Genomic DNA, 15,707 nt, shown 5'->3' with positions numbered 1-15,707 from the left:
AACGAAATGAACTTTGAAAGAAAACTGAACAGAAGATCTCTTCTCAAAGCATCGGCCGCTGTCGGCGCAACCGGCCTCGCGTCTGTTTCGATGCCCTCTGTGCTGCGGGCGGCTGAACCGGACAAGCCGAGCGAACTCATTATCCGTGCATGGGGTGGTCCTTGGGTGGAAGCGCTCAAGAATGGCGTTTCGGATCCCTTCACCGAAAAAACGGGCATCCGCATCATTCACGACCTGACGGAGGATAATGAAATCCAGCCGAAAGTCTGGGCCGCGGTTGCGCAGAACCGCACACCGCCCATTCATATCAACTGGGACACGACGACGAACGCCACCAAGTCGGCCCTCCGGGGCGTTTGCGAAGATCTGTCCGACCTGTCCAACCTCTCGGGCACCACCGATCTTGCGAAGCCGGTCGGCGTGGACGGTTATCCGATCGTCAACACTTACGGCTACGTCTATGTTCTGGCCTATCGTCCGGAAGCCTTCCCCGATGGGCCTCCGAAATCCTATCACGATCTTCTCGATCCGAAATTCAAGGGCCGGATCGCCTTTTACAACGACGGTATCGGCTTTCATTTCCCGGCGCAGGTCGCGGGCGGCGGTGCGCTCGAGGATATCCCGGGCAACATGGATGCCTGCTGGGAGTTCGTTGAAAAGATCAAGGCGCAGAACCCGTTGCTCGGTGAGGATCCGGATTTCGTCACTTGGTTCCAGCGAGGCGAGATCGATGCTGCGTGCACGATTTCCACGAATGCGCTCGGTGCGAAAAGAAGTGGTGTCGACATAGCCTGGACGGTTCCCGAAGAAGGCGCAAAGTTCGATACGGATGGTCTGTGGATTCCGAAAGGTCATTCCGAATCCGATCTTTACTGGGCCAGGGAGTACATCAATTCAGCACTGACCCAAGCAAACCAGCAGGTCTGGCTGGACGGGCTCGGACTGCCGGGTGTTGTGCCCGGGCTGACACCTCCGGAAGGTCTGGCTGGAGATCCGTCCTACCCGACCAAGCCCGAGGATTTCGAACGCCTGATCCGTATTTCGGGCCAGATCCAGGTGGAAAACGAGAGCGAGTGGTTCTCGAAATTCAAGCAGATCATGCAGGGTTGAACGCAATAAAACTGGTACCAGCCGGGCAGGTGAGGCCTGCCCGGCATCCCACCCATTCGAGCTCTTTATGCGCAGATACAAGACTTCGTACCCGATCAGCTGGCGTTTCATGGACGTGCTGGAGGCGGCCTTCGCCCTTGTGCTGCCTCGAGGCGGCGGCCGGCTGACGCCCTACCTGTTGCTGACGCCAGCTGTCCTTCTTGTCGGCACGCTCGCGGTCGGTCTGCTTTACATAGGAGATTCGTCTCTGCGCGTACTTGACCGGAGCACGTTCCTCTTTTCCGACTATTGGACACTTGAAAACTACCAGCGTGCCTTTTCGGAGAGTTTCACGGCGACAATCATCTGGCGCAGCCTTGTTGGCGCTGTCATCGTAACCGCGGTTACGCTGCTGCTTGCCTTTCCGTACGCCTACGTGATGGTGAGGACATCAAGCGCGTTGCTCAGAAAGTTCCTTCTTGTCGCGCTGTTTCTTCCGTTTTTCATCGGTCAGGTCGTGCGCGCCTATGGATGGCTGATCATCCTTGGAAATCAGGGCATCGTTAACGATGCGCTTGCTCTCGTTGGCGTTGAACCGCTGCGTCTTCTTTTCAATTACCCGGCGGTTCTGTTCGGACTTGTTCAATACATGCTGCCTTTCGGTGTCCTGATGCTGGCGCCTGCTCTGACGGCAATTCCCGAAGATATCGAAGCGGCTGCAACGTCTCTCGGTGCCAACTGGGTCAGAGCGCTTTTCCATGTGGTCTTGCCAATGGCAAGGCCCGGCCTGATCGGCGCCGGTGTGGTTGTGTTGACCTTGTCGCTGACAGACTTTGCCATGCCAGCCATTCTGGGCGGTGGTTCGCAGGACTTCGTCGCCAACGCGATCTACGACCAGTTCTTCAGGACGTCCGATCAGGGCTTTGGGGCTTCGCTAACGCTTATCCTTATTGCCGTGGGATCAATGACTGTCGGCCTTATCTTTGCGGTATTCGGTGCCGGGACGCTGGCCTTGGGGGCGAACCGGAAATGAATCGCTCACCCACGCAAACAATTGTCTTCTGGTCCGTGGCAATCCTGTGCGTCGTGGCATTGTCCGCGCCGACACTGGTGGTTCTCGGAGCGTCCTTCACGGCCGGCAACATCATAGACTTTCCACCCGACGGGTTCTCCCTCAAGTGGTACGTGGCAATACTGGGAGAGCGCGATCTTCAGCAGGCGTTTTTGCGCTCTGTCATTGTTGCCTGTATTTGCGTTGCCGTGTCGGTGCCCGCCGGAACGCTCGCGGGGATTGCCCTGTCCAAGTATCAGGTGAAATGGGCGGGAGCGCTGCAGATCTATCTGCTGTTGCCGTTCACTGTGCCCCTCATCGGGTCGGGCATCGGCCTGATGCTTCTCTTCGGCGAATTGCGACTTCTGGGAAGCCTCTGGCCGATCGGTATCGCGACGGCGGTCATCAACCTGCCATTCATGATATGGGCTGTGTCCTCCAGTGCCGCGTCGCTGGATCCGGATCTGGAGCTAGCTGCACAAAGCTGCGGTGCGGGTCCGTTGCAAACCTTTTTCAACGTGACGCTGCCGGCGGTCACGCCGGGAGTGATCACCGGGGCGTTGCTGATGTTCATTCTTTCGCTGAATGAATTCTTGGTGAGCCTGCTGCTCGTTGATGCGCGGATCGTGACGCTGCCCGTTCAGATTTACAATTCGATCCGGGCAATCATAACGCCCGACCTTGCGGCGGTGTCCGTCGTCTTTATCGCGGTCGCTGCGCTGGCGATCATTATTCTTGACAGGATCGTCGGTCTGGAAGTGTTCCTGAAGTCCAAGTAACGCCGGTTGGCGCTCGAAAGGTGTGGGTCTATGTCTCAAATATCCTTCCATGAACTCAGCAGCGTGAGTTCCGAAGCGTATCAAGATCTTCTGCGCCGCTCGGAAGCGGATCTCTCCGGTTTCATGGAAAGAGCCAAGCCGATCATCGAGGCGGTGAAAACGGAAGGCGATGCAGCGCTTGTGCGTTTCGGGCGGGATCTCGACGGCGCGACATCCTTGACCGCTGCGACGCTGAAGGTCGGCGAGGCGGAGTTCGACGCCGCATTCGATGCTGTCGATGCCGAGGTCATCGAGGCGATCCGGCATGGCATTGCCAACATCCGCAGCTTTCACGAGGAACAAAAACCGGCACCGATGTGGTTCAAGGAGATCAAGCCGGGTGCATTTGCCGGGGACCGGTACACACCGATCCGCTCCGTCGCGCTCTATGTTCCGCGCGGCAAGGGGGCCTTTCCCTCGGTCACCATGATGACGTCTGTTCCGGCCGTGGTGGCGGAGGTTCCCGAATTGGCGATCTTCACACCTCCAACGCCGGATGGCGGTGTCGATGCGGCGACCCTCGTGGCCGCCCGGATCGCAGGTGTCGAGACGGTCTATAAATGCGGCGGCGCGCAGGCCGTGGCGGCCGCGGCATTCGGTACCGAAACAGTGAGGCCGGCACACAAGATCGTGGGGCCAGGCAGCCCCTGGGTCGTGGCCGCCAAACAATTGCTGTCGAACGTCATTGATCCCGGCCTGCCAGCTGGTCCCTCAGAAGCGATTATCTTTGCAGATGATACGGTACATGGCGGTCTTGCGGCGCTTGACCTTCTCATCGAAGCCGAGCACGGGCCCGACAGCTCCGCCTATCTGGTGACCCATTCGAGACGCGTTGCCGAAGAGGCGCTTGCGGCCTTGCCGGAACATTGGTCGAAGATGACTGAACAGCGGGTCGAGTTTTCGCGAGCGGTGCTGTGCGGCGAGAATGGGGGCGTTGTGCTCACTTCCGGCGTGGAAGAAAGCTACCGTTTCATCAACGACTATGCGCCCGAACATCTTGAGTTGCTGTCGACGGAACCCTTTGAGCATCTGGGACACATAACCGAAGCCGCGGAGATTCTGATGGGGCCGCACACCCCTGTTTGCATTGGAAACTTCGCACTTGGACCGAATGCGGTTCTGCCGACCAGCAGCGGTGCACGGACCTATGGTCCCTTGTCGGTGCATGATTTCGTGAAGTGCAGTTCCGTTGGCTACGTAACCCGTCCTGCCTATGCCGAAATGGCGAAGCATTCCAGGGTGCTTGCACATTACGAAGGTTTTTCATCGCATGAAAATGCCGTGTCGGAGATGCGCGACCCTTACCTGGAAGGGTGATTTGCATGAGATCCGTGCGACTGCATGATCCGCTGGACATTAGGTTTGAGCATGTTGATCCGGCACCCGCGCCGGGCAGGGGCGAGGTCCGGATCAAGGTGGCCTTTGCAGGCATCTGCGGGTCGGACATTCACAACTACAAGACAGGTCAATGGATTTCCTGTCGGCCATCGATCGCCGGTCACGAGTTTGCGGGGACGGTTGATGCGGTCGGGGAAGGGGTCACCAGAGTGTCTGTCGGTGACAAGGTTGTCGCCGATTCCAGGGACTATTGCACGAAATGCGTCAACTGCCTGCAAGGCAACAATCATCTGTGCAGCAAGCTGGGATTTGTCGGTGAGAGCATCGACGGCGGGTTTGCCGATTTCACGACGCTCCCTGACCGGCTGGTCCTTGCCTGTGATCCCGCGATGGAGTTGGATATTGCAACGCTTTCCGAGCCGCTGGCAGTCGCACTTCATGCTCTCGATCGGGTTCGGATCGAAAACCATGATCCGTTGCTGGTGGTCGGCTGCGGGCCGATTGGCGCATTGATTGCGGTGGTTTCCGATATTCTTTGCCAACGGCCGCTCCTCTTATGTGATCGCGACCGCCTCCGCGTTGAAACCGTTGCAACGGCATGTGCGGGGTATCCGGTCGATCTTGCGGCCTTCAACCAGTTCGAGAGCCTGCCCGGGAAAACCGTACGCCACGTGATCGACACGACCGGCAACGTGGAGGTCATTTGCAATCTGGCAGCGAAGCTGAGCGGATCGACGTTGGCGATGGTCGGAATTGGTTCCGGAACGTTTCCGTTCGATCCTGTCGGCGCAGTTGAAAGGGAGCTGGCACTTGTCGGTTGCCATGCATTCAAAGATCAATTGCCCCGCGCTGTGGAGTTGCTTGAACGGCATCCCGATCGCTTCAGACCCCTCATTGAACACAGGATCTCGCCGGAAGACACACCGGCAGAATACGACCGGATATGCTCGGGTAAAGCGACTGGCATCAAGACGCTGATTGAATTTTCCAATAGCGGCAAGCCTGGGGCAGACTGAGTCGTTTCAGCCGAAAGGTGTTCTTCTCCAGCGGTGAACCTGTGCCGGAGGGGAGGGGGATGTCGTGGCGCTTCGGCAGCGGGCACACTCCAGGTGTTGTAAGTCTGGAACAGGAGGGGTGCGGGATTTCACATCACCGGCTGTTATCAAAGGTGTTTGCCGCTAAGCATCCACGTTCCTTCAGAGCTATGCGCTCATGGTTCTAACCGGCACCGGTCGGTGTAAAACTTGCGACAAGTCTGTGCTTGTCGCCGGGATAGAACAGGCGGGCGATGGTCACAAACCCTTCGTTTTGCCTGGTCTTGCGTTCGACGACGAGGCATGGATAGCAATCGGGAACCTGGAGCATTTCCGCGATAGTGCCGTCGGCTGCGAGCGCATGGATCTGGTGTTCGGCGATATTCCAGGGAATGTTCCTCAACATCCAAAGGCCAGGCGAGACGCTGTCAAAGCTGATCTCTTTCAAGCCTGGAACGATGCCGACATTGATAATCCGCTCCTCCAGGCAAAACGGCTCGCTGTCAGCGAAATGCAGGCATGTGATGTCTCGCACCGGGTCGCTTCTGGAGAGGTCAAGCTGCTGCGCTTCCCGATCAGTGGAGGCTCTGATCGTGTCACTAAGTAGTGTGTAACTGTAGGTTTTCCCGGCATCTTCGACCTCCTTGCGGATATCGGAGATTTCCAGCGCTGCCGACAGTGTCTGCGGTTCCTTGACAAAGGTGCCCCATTTCTTGTTGCGTTCCAGCAGGCCGGCCCGGGACAGCTGGCTCAAGGCCTTGTTCACTGTCATGCGCGAACAGCCATAGTGTTTTGCAAGATCGGTCTCAAAAGGTATTCGGTGACCCGCCGGCCATTCGCCGGTCACGATCTTGCTATGAACATCGTCGAGAATTTTCTTGTGCAGGGACTTGGTCAAAGGTGCTTGTGCTCGTTGTCGTTGCGCGAACCGTCGGCTCTCAAGTATATACTTGAAGAGCGTTGCGGGGACAATTTTCGGCGAGAGAGAAATAGGACATGCTTTCCTGATCGCGATTTCCTAACCTTTCGATCGCCGCGCCGTGGACAAGAGAGCTTGTTGTACAAGATTCTTTTCTACCCGCCGCTGCGGAGGCGCGCGCTTCCATCAACCCTTGGGGCTGATCAATCTCTGTCGATTGACTTACGCAAGTGTTTGATTGATGTCGTTGAAGGTGGAATGTCCCGTCGGGCCGCAGCAGAGCTGTTCGGTGTTGAGAAAGCGACGGCAATCCGATGGGTGGAGCGTTGTCGGCGCACCGGCCGCATCGAGTTGAGAGATGGGGCCTCGTTCGCCGCGCAGTCCGCTTGAGGCGGTTCGTGATGAGATCCTTGAGCTGACAGAGGCAAGGCCCGATATCACTCTCGCGGAAATCGTGGACCATCTACACAAGAAATTCGGTCTGAAAACATCGACCAGTTCTGATGATTGCTTCTTGGCTCGTAATGCTCTCACGTTCAAAAAAGACAGCGAATGCCAGCGAACAGGAGCGCGCGGATGTAAAGCGCAGGCGAGAGAGCTGGTTCGAGGCTCAGCCCGATCTCGATCCAGGGCGTCTGGTGTTCATTGACGAGACTGGCATCTCCACCAATATGGTTCGAACTCACGGGCGCTCGCCGCGCGGTGAACGGTGTCGCGCACCGGTTCCACGTGGGCACTGGAAGACGACGACATTCGTGGCGCCTTGCCGGTTGTCGGGGATCACAGCGCCGGTGACGCTGGGAGGGCCATGAATGGTACAGCATTCCTGGCCTATTTCGTGCAGATCCTGGCTCCGACGCTGAAGCTGGGAGACATCGTCGAGATGGACAACCTGCCTGCCGACAAACCCGTCGCGATGCGCCTCGCTATGGAAGTCACAGGCGCGCGGTTGTTCTTCCTGCCACCCTGCAGCCCCGACCTCAATCCGATCGAGATGGCTTTCTCAAAGATCAAGGCTCTCGTGAAGAAAGCTGCTGACAGCACCGTCGAGGACCTTTGAGCCGCGACTGCAATAGTAATCGAAGCAGTCACCCCTGGTCTTGACCCTTAAAACCGGTCCGATTTGATTGCGAATTTTTGAGTTTGTCTCCAGTGTAAGAGGGCTGATCACAAACTTTGTCCTGGTTTTGTGAAGCCCTTTATGCACAGCTGGATCTGGCACTCTGGCGTCGGGAAACTCCGGAAAAAGTGATCGTTTTGATCGGAGCGATATTGGGTTACCCCGACCACACCTTTGAAAAAGGCATTACGAAAGACTGAAACGGCGGCTGAACGCTTCGTTCTGCCGCTCCGGGTGTGATACTTGATTAAGCAGGATCGTCTTGGCTGAAATTGGTAGCGGAGGACCGCTACAGTCACTACCCCCAACCCAGTGGTTTCCACTTTGTGGTGGTTTTGTTTTCTCGCAAGAAACTGATTTGAAACGGATAAACGTCGGGTTTGTTGCCAGTGTCCATCAAACCTTTGGAAAACCACTGTGCCAACCTGTTTCCCTCTATCAGCTGCGTAGCCCGCAAGCCCGCCACGAAAGCGACCGACAAGCGCGACGTAAATCTGCAGAAGCTGATCGACGATCGCTGATCGTAGCTGTGTTCATGATGTTTGCAGTGACGATAAATAACGGAACAGTCAGGAGCACAAAGCTGGAATAGAGTCCGTCCATGAGCTCCTTTCCAGCAGGGCCAATGTCTTGTCCTGCAGCAAACAGATAAACCAGCGAAAAGACCAGGATGGCATACGCAATCAGTGTGCCGATGTTTGCCTGGCACTTTACGAGAAAAGTCTCACCTCAAACGGCCCCAATCATTGGAAGCAGGTCAGTTTGAAACGTAGTGGAATTGGCAGCTGTGACCCGCAGCGATCACAAAATTAGCTCGTTTTGACTAGCGCTTTCGGGTGCGCGAGACAGTTTCGCCCAAATGGTTTGCGTTGCGAATTACGTGAAATTGATTCATCTAATTCCGCTTTTTTTTGAATTGGATTTAAGGAACTCTTCGGGGACACTCCATCCATTGCAGTGAATTCGGAAAGTCATCGATGCGCCGGTCAAGACTGAAACGCAAGGCAAGCAGTGTAAGAGCCACGCCGCTTCAACCGCAGGTTGGCGGACGCTTCGCTCCGCTGACGGCTGAAAAGCTGATCGACATTACCAATTCGGCCTTCGCAATTCTGGAACAGATCGGCGTCGGCGGTGCACCTCCTGACATTCGATCGCTGGCGCTCGAGAACGGTGCGGGAGAACGCAGCAACGGACGGATCACCTTTTCGAGGGCTCTTGTTGAGGACATGATTGAACGCGCGTGCAAACGCGTGGAGCTGCCAGGCTTTCTACGGGAGCGCGGGATCGAGGTCGGCGGCGGCCGCGTTCACATCGGCACAGGCGGGGCGGCGGTCCAGGTTCTGGAGGCGGCAACGGAGATATTTCGCGACAGCACGCTTGAAGATCTTTATTCCCTGATGCGTGTCGTCGATGCATGTGACAACATTCACTACTCGCTGCGCCCCGTTGTCGCCCGAGACATGACCGATCCTTTTGTGTTGGACATCAACACGGCCTTTGCGGGGCTGAAGGCAACGTCCAAACCCATCGGAACGAGCTTCTTTGAACCGGCCAATGTTGCGCCGGTGGTCGGAATGCTTGATGCGGCTCTGGGGGAAACATCCTTTGCCGCGCAGCCCTTCTGCTTTGCCTCGGTTTGCCACGTTGTGCCACCGCTGACGCTTGCTGAAGAGGCCTGCGGGGTCATGCAGGAATGTGTCCGTCTGGGAATGCCGCTGCAGATCTGTTCTGCTGCGCAGGCCGGGGCGACGAGCCCGGCCGCTCTCGCTGGTGCTCTGGCGCAAGGGCTTGCCGAGTCGCTGGCAGGGCTGGTGCTGGTCAACATGATGAAACCCGGATTCCCCTGCATTCTTGCGTTTCTGGCGTTTGTTTCCGACTTGCGGACAGGGGCAATGACAGGCGGGTCCGGCGAGGCCGCTGTGGCCAATGCGGCTGCAGCCCAACTGCTGTTGAACCTCGGACTTCCTTCCACAGTCTCCGCCGGCATGACTGACGCCAAGACCGCCGATGCGCAATCGGGCTATGAAAAGGGCTATACCATTGCGCTATCTGCGCAGGCAGGCGCGGACATGATCAACCTCAGTGTCGGCATGCTCGGCTCGATCATGGTTGCCAGCAAGGAAGCACTTGTCATCGACAATGACATGTGCGGCGCAATCATGCGCACGGTGCGCGGCGTCGAATTGCTCGACGGCTCTATCGATCTCGACATGATTGAACAGGTGGTGACCGGCGAGGGGCACTTCCTTGGAACCGCACAGACCCTGGATCTCATGACCAAGGAGTATCTTTATCCGAGCCTCGGCGACCGTCAGAGCGTCAGCGACTGGCTGGAGGCTGGAGCCCTGACGGTCTGGGACAAGGCGATCGCCCGGGTTTCGGAAATCGAGGCATTGCCGGCGCCGACGCATTTGCCAGGCGACATCGAGGCCGCGTTGCGCGAGCGTCTACCAATTCATCTTTCAGAACGGCTTTAGCCCATGAAAACCCACGCTCAGGTTGTCATCATCGGGGGCGGTGCCGTCGGCGTTTCAGTCCTCTACCATCTGGCCAAGGCAGGGGTGAGCGATTGCCTGCTGATCGAGAAAAACGAGCTTACCAGCGGTTCCACCTGGCACGCGGCTGGCAACATTCCGACCTATGCCAACAGTTGGGGCGGGATGCGGGCCGGGAACTATGCCTGGCGACTCTACAAGGATCTCGGCGAAACAGTCGGTTATCCGATCACATATCGCCATACGGGAGCCTTCTGGCCAGCGCACACGCGCGAGCGCATCGACTTTTTCAGCCATCTGGTCGGTATTTCCAAGGGGCTCGGTTACGATCTTGCGATGCTTTCGCCTGCTGAGATGGATGCGATGCATCCCTATTTCAGGTCCGGAGAGAGCGTCATGGGGGGCATCTTTGATCCTTACGAGGGTGACGTCGATCCGAGTCAGTTGACCCAGGCACTTGCCAAGGGCGCGCGTGATCTTGGTGCGGAAGTCGCGCGTTTCACGCAAGTAACCGGCATAACGCGCCAGCCCGGCGGTGAGTGGCATGTTTCGACCGACAAGGGCGATGTGGTTTGTGAAAGCGTTGTTAATGCCAGCGGCTACTATGGCCGTGCGGTCGGCGAGATGGTCGAACAAAGCCTGCCGGTAGTGACACTCGAGCACCAGTATCTGGTGACTGAAAGTCTACCGGAGCTGGAGGCCGACCCGAAGAATTTCCCGCTCGTGCGTGATCCGGACATCATGTATTACCTCCGCCGCGAGCGGAACGGCCTCCTGCTTGGCTCTTACGGCCACGAAGGGCGTCCAGTCTGGCTGGACGGAACACCTGACTGCTTCGCCAACCAGTTGTTTCCCGATAGTATCGATGACATCGCCAAGGTGCTTGAGGCGGCGCTCAGCCATGTGCCTATCCTGGGCGAGGCCGGCGTTAGCCGCTTCATCAATGGACCCATCCCCTACAGTCCGGACGGAGCACCGCTTTGCGGGCCGGCCTTCGGGCTGCCGAACTTTTATCATGCCTGCTGTTTTCCGGTCGGCATCACTCATTCGGCGGCAGCGGGCAAAACCCTGACGGAGTGGATAACCGAGGGTGAGCCGGAATGGGATATGTCCAATTGGGACCCGCGCCGCTTCGGCGACTGGGCGACTTTCGATTACACTGCGAAGCGGGCAAGCGAGCTCTATGAGCACCAGTACGCCATCCCCTATCCACACCGGATCTGGAAATCGGCCCGTCCGGTCCGGCGGACGCCGCTCTATGACACATTGAAAGCACAAGGTGCCGTTTTCGGTCAGGTCGCTGGCTGGGAGCGTGCGTTCTGGTTCGAGACAGATGTAGCCAAAGATGACGGCGAACTCTCCTTCCATCATGAGGTCTGGCACGAGGCGGTCCGCGCAGAATGCGAAGGCTTACGCGATCGTGCCGGTGTCATGGACCATGGCGGCTTCACCCGCTACGAGGTGGAAGGACCGGGCGCGACCGATTTCCTGGATCATGTCTTTTGCGGCGCGATGCCGGCAGTCGGCCGCGTCAAGCTGAGCTACATGCTGACACCAAAAGGCAAGGTCTGGTCGGAAGCGACAATCGCGCGGCTGGCAGAGGACAGGTTCCTGCTTTGCGGCCCGACGCTTGCCGATCAGCGTGATCATGACTGGATGACCCAATTCCTTCCGGAGGAGGGAGTGTCGTTGCGACGCGGGTCGGCCTTCGATGCAGCCCTGATGGTCATGGGACCGAAATCGCGCGATATCCTGCAGCCATTGACCGATGCCGATCTTTCAAGGGACGCGGCTCCATGGATGTCGGTGCGGGAGATTACGATTGCCGATGCGGAGGCAATTGCCCTTCGGGTTTCCTACATTGGCGAACTAGGCTGGGAGCTTCACATGCGCAGTGAAGATCTCGAAACGGTTTATGGCGCGATCATGCGTGAAGGGCGAAGTGAAGGAATTGTGCAGTTTGGCTCCTACGCACTCAACGCGATGCGGATTGAAAAGGGCTACCACGGCTGGGGGGCGGATTTTGGCATCGAGTATACGGCGCTCGACGCCGGGCTCGACCGGTTCGTCAGCAAGAAGAAAGACCGGTTCGTTGGTCGCGAAGCGTTTCTTGAACAAGTCAAACAGCCAAAGGATTACCATTTCGCCGGGTTTGTGCTGGACGATGACGGGCCCGATCCACTGTCATCCGAACCGATCCTGAGGGAAGGCAAACCGGTCGGTTATGTCACTTCCGGCGGCACCGGCTTTCGCATCGGCAGGCGAATTGCGCTCGGATACCTCACAATCGATGTTGAGCCAGGTGAGGTCTTCGATATCGAAATTCTGGGCAGCCCTGAGCGCGCTACGGTGACCACATTACCTTTCTATGATCCAGAAAACACTCGCTTGAAGAGCTAGGCGACCAATGGTGAAACACCTTCCAACGGATGTTCAGGTCGCCGTCGTCGGCGGAGGGATTGTTGGCTGTGCGGTCGCCTATCACCTGGCCAGGGCCGGCTGGTCCGTTGCGCTCTTTGAGCGCAAGAAACTGACCAGTGGCACGACCTGGCATGCGGCCGGGCTTGTCAGCGAGACCCAGGCCGTTCCGGTCATGTGTACGCTTGCCAGGTATGGTCTCGATCTCATGGAGCGCCTTGAGAGCGAGACGGGCCAGAACACCGGTTTTAAGCGCAACGGTTCGATCACGCTTGCCTTGACCGAGGCGCGCACCGAAGAATTGCGGCGCAAGGTTGACTACGCGCATGGCTGCGGTATCCGGGCGGTAGAAATCTCCATTGCAGAAGCCGTGGAAAGATGGCCGTTGTTGTCGGCGCACGGAGCGCAAAGCGCGTTCTGGTATCCCGGAGACGGCTATACAAATCCAATCGACACGACCATGGCCCTCGCCAAGGGGGCAAGAGCCGGCGGGGCACAGATTTTCGAAGATTGCAAGGTCGAGCGCGTCGTTGTGCAACGAGGCAAAGTTGCCGGCGTCGAGACGGAAAGAGGGATGGTACGGGCCGAGCACGTCGTCAACGCCACCGGTATGTGGGCCCGGGACCTTGGACTGTCGCATGGCGTTCAGGTGCCGCTGAACAGAACTAATCACTATTATGTAGTCACGGACCCGATTGAGGGGCTTTCCGGCGATCTGCCTGTCCTCAGGGTTATGGACGAGTATGCCTACTACAAGGAAGATGCCGGCAAACTGCTGATCGGTTGCTCGGAGCCGAATGCAACGCCATGGTTACCTGAAGGTGGCATTCCTGACCGGTTCGAGTTTGACGAACTGCCCTGTGACGAGGAGCATCTTTATCCGGTTCTGGAAGCGGCGATGGAGCGGGTTCCCGCACTTGCAGATGCAGGGATCAGAAAATTCTTCAACGGTCCGGAATGCTTCACACCAGACGCGAGGCACTACCTCGGGCCGTTTGCCGAGATAAAGGGTCTTTGGGTAGCGGCCGGGTTTAATTCCACCGGCATTCAAAACGGGCCAGGCGCCGGCAAGGCATTGGCCGAGTGGATAATGGCCGGTCACATGACCATGGATCTGACCGATGTCGACAGCCGCCGTGTCGTGCCCGGTCTGAATGCGGCGAATTACACCGCGGTCAAGGCGGCCGAGACGCTGTCCCATGCCTACGCCATGCATTGGCCATACCTGCGCAAGGACCAGGCGCGCGGCCTGCGCCGAACACCTTACTTCGCACATCTGAAGGCCGCTGGAGCGCAATTCGGCAGTGCAAATGGTTGGGAGAGGCCGCTTGTCTACGGGGCCGAATTCACCGATGGGTTTGGCCGTCAGCCGTGGTTCGATGCATGGCGTGATGAACATGAGGCGCTGCGGACCGATCTTGGCATGATCGACCTGACCTTTGGACGATTTCTGGTAGAAGGCGCGGATGCGGAACAACAGGTGCAGCGCCTGTGCGGAGCAGATATGTCCGCACCGCCAGGTGTGCTGATCTACACTCACATGTTCAACGACCAGGGCGGGATCGAAGCCGACGTGACGGTTGCGCGCCTTTCAGCGAATCAATATCTGGTGATGGCGTCGGCGGGAGCTGAGCCTCAGACAGAATACTGGTTGAAGACGTCTTTGCTGGAAACCGGCGTCAGTGTCGCCAACATCACGTCCTCGGAAGCGACACTGGCCATCATGGGGCCGCGCTCGCGAGACTTCCTTCAAGGACTGACAGATACTGACCTTACAAACGACGCATTTCCGTTTGCCAGCTGGCAGAACATCCATGTGGGCTATGCACCTGTTCGCGCACAGCGGATAACCTATGTCGGGGAACTTGGCTGGGAATTGCATGTTCCTTGCGAGTTTGCGCAGCACGTCTTTGAGACACTGGCCGCTTCACCTGAAGCACCGAGGCTTGGCGGCGGCATGGCGGTCGACTCCTGCAGGATCGAAAAAGGCTTCCGGCATTGGGGACACGATGTTGGCCCCTTCGACAGCCCGGTGGACGCGGGACTGACCTTTGCCTGCGATTTCGAAACGGATTTTAGGGGCAAGGAAGCGATCCTGGCGAGACGGAAGAGTGGTCCGGATTCCCGGCTGTTGTTGTTCCGGCTTGCTGACCCGGATGCGCTGGTCTTCGGCAAGGAACCGATTGTGAGGGACGGTGAAATCGTCGGCCGATTGACGTCCGCAAGCTACGGCTGGTCAACCGGGTCAGCGATCGGTATGGGCTACGTGACCTGGCCCGAGGGTGTTTCACTGAAGCAGTTGGTCGCCAACGATTATCGGATCCTGGTGGCCGGACGTGCGGTTGATGCGTTCGCAAGTGCGCGCGGGTTTTATGATCCGTCCAACTCAAGAATGCGCGGCTGAGACCCTGCACCGCTATCTTAGGTGGAATCCTGCATCCGGCTCACGGCACCAGTCGGCCAGAAGCCTGGCAACGCTGTGGATGGGATCGTCGTCGTCCATGTCTTCGGTGCGCATGACCGCGCACCAGGGCACGGTCACGCCTTCCTCGGTGACACGTGCGCCGACAATGCGTCCTTCGTCGAGCGCGGTCTGAAGCGCCCAGCTCGAAAGCACGCTTGTTCCAAGGTCCGAGGCGACCAGTTCCACAATGGCTTCGGGCAGTTCAACCGTCGCCGCCCATTGAGGATAGCTGTCAGTGGGGCGAAACAGGCGTGCAAATTCCCGGTCGGGTTCGGGCACCTTTGTATAGGTTATGAAGGGTTCGCCGACGATATCGTAGCCCTCGACGAAGTCGCGGTCAGCGAGCCTGTGCGTCGGCGACATGATATAGAGAAGCGGGTCTTCAAATAGCGGGATGGCAGACAGTCCTGCCTGGGTGACATTGCCTGAGACCACCGCAATGTCGATATGCCGGTTCTGGACTCCGGCGAGCGGATTGCTTCTGGCACCGGCCATGATCTGAAGATCGATCCCGTCGGTCCGCGCCTTGAGATACCGGATGAAGGAAGGCAACCAGCGATAGTTGCTGTAGGCTTCGACCGACAGGCGCACGACGTGCTGGATACCGGCGTTCATGCGCCTGACGTCCTGTTCCGCGCGACTGAGGTCAGTCAGGATCCTTTCCGCGACAACAGCCATGTGTTCGGCCGCCGGTGTCTTGCGCAGGCGCTTGTGCATCCGTGTGAACAGCGGCACGTCCAGCCGGCGCTCCGCCTCGCGCAAGCGGTGCGACAGGGCCGACGGGGTAACGCCGAGCTTTTCAGCCGCGTCGGTTATGCGTCCTGTTTCAATGATGGCCTGGATCAGTTGTAGATGTCGCAGATCGAGTAGAGGTTTCATCGAGTAGCCTGAAATTGATTCACGAAAGTGAGAAAACTTCGAGATTGGTTTTCAGTCAAGGTGGGTGCGAAATCGGATCGGT

12 protein-coding genes are annotated in these 15,707 nt (G+C 58.0%); 9 read left to right on the top strand and 3 right to left on the bottom strand.

All coding sequences use genetic code 11. The features are described 5' to 3' along the window. Positions 1-6: 6 nt before the first annotated feature. From LA5095_RS29885 to LA5095_RS29865, 5 genes are all read left to right on the top strand, one after another. Positions 7-1,110, top strand: coding sequence for an ABC transporter substrate-binding protein (locus tag LA5095_RS29885; RefSeq protein ID WP_055391656.1), 1,104 nt, complete (start codon positions 7-9; stop codon positions 1,108-1,110). 67 nt (positions 1,111-1,177) lie between these two features. After that, the gene (locus LA5095_RS29880; protein WP_055391623.1) at positions 1,178-2,122 is read left to right on the top strand and encodes an ABC transporter permease; all 945 of its coding nucleotides are present in this window, start codon (positions 1,178-1,180) and stop codon (positions 2,120-2,122) included. Beyond that, on the top strand, positions 2,119-2,919 hold the full coding sequence (locus LA5095_RS29875; protein WP_055391622.1) for an ABC transporter permease: 801 nt from the start codon (positions 2,119-2,121) through the stop codon (positions 2,917-2,919). The genes LA5095_RS29880 and LA5095_RS29875 overlap by 4 nt, the downstream gene beginning before the upstream one ends. Before the next feature lie 30 nt (positions 2,920-2,949). Continuing rightward, entirely contained in the window at positions 2,950-4,275 is a 1,326-nt protein-coding gene (hisD, locus tag LA5095_RS29870; protein ID WP_055391621.1) for a histidinol dehydrogenase, read from the top strand. 5 nt (positions 4,276-4,280) lie between these two features. Further along, positions 4,281-5,312, top strand: a complete 1,032-nt coding sequence (locus LA5095_RS29865; RefSeq protein ID WP_055391620.1) for a zinc-dependent alcohol dehydrogenase — start codon at positions 4,281-4,283, stop codon at positions 5,310-5,312. A gap of 202 nt (positions 5,313-5,514) precedes the next feature. Here the strand turns inward: LA5095_RS29865 and hutC are convergent, their stop codons facing one another. Both hutC and LA5095_RS33590 read right to left on the bottom strand, forming a co-directional pair. Further along, a complete protein-coding gene (gene hutC, locus LA5095_RS29860) occupies positions 5,515-6,228 on the bottom strand; it encodes a histidine utilization transcriptional repressor HutC (protein WP_055391619.1) in 714 nt (237 codons plus the stop codon). A 557-nt stretch (positions 6,229-6,785) separates the two neighbouring features. Continuing rightward, positions 6,786-6,935 (bottom strand): hypothetical protein, encoded by a 150-nt coding sequence (locus tag LA5095_RS33590; RefSeq protein WP_408010533.1) that lies wholly within the window; start codon positions 6,933-6,935, stop codon positions 6,786-6,788. A 23-nt stretch (positions 6,936-6,958) separates the two neighbouring features. On the opposite strand from LA5095_RS33590, the gene LA5095_RS33585 reads away from it, so the two are divergent. The 4 genes from LA5095_RS33585 (at position 6,959) to LA5095_RS29840 (ending at position 14,686) form a co-directional block, all read left to right on the top strand. After that, complete coding sequence (locus tag LA5095_RS33585) at positions 6,959-7,309, top strand: transposase (protein ID WP_408010536.1); 351 nt, start codon at positions 6,959-6,961, stop codon at positions 7,307-7,309. A gap of 1,037 nt (positions 7,310-8,346) precedes the next feature. Continuing rightward, entirely contained in the window at positions 8,347-9,846 is a 1,500-nt protein-coding gene (locus LA5095_RS29850) for a trimethylamine methyltransferase family protein (RefSeq protein ID WP_055391618.1), read from the top strand. Positions 9,847-9,849: 3 nt separating this feature from the next. Continuing rightward, positions 9,850-12,264 (top strand): GcvT family protein, encoded by a 2,415-nt coding sequence (locus LA5095_RS29845; RefSeq protein WP_055391617.1) that lies wholly within the window; start codon positions 9,850-9,852, stop codon positions 12,262-12,264. A gap of 10 nt (positions 12,265-12,274) precedes the next feature. Further along, on the top strand, positions 12,275-14,686 hold the full coding sequence (locus LA5095_RS29840; RefSeq protein ID WP_208992918.1) for an FAD-dependent oxidoreductase: 2,412 nt from the start codon (positions 12,275-12,277) through the stop codon (positions 14,684-14,686). A gap of 12 nt (positions 14,687-14,698) precedes the next feature. On the opposite strand, the gene LA5095_RS29835 is transcribed toward LA5095_RS29840, so the two are convergent. Then, complete coding sequence (locus LA5095_RS29835) at positions 14,699-15,625, bottom strand: LysR family transcriptional regulator (RefSeq protein ID WP_055391615.1); 927 nt, start codon at positions 15,623-15,625, stop codon at positions 14,699-14,701. Between the last annotated feature and the right edge of the window lie 82 nt (positions 15,626-15,707).

Origin of the sequence: Roseibium album, assembly GCF_001404515.1 — a bacterium.
GTDB lineage: Bacteria > Pseudomonadota > Alphaproteobacteria > Rhizobiales > Stappiaceae > Roseibium > Roseibium album.
This window is presented reverse-complemented; position numbering and strand designations above follow the sequence as displayed.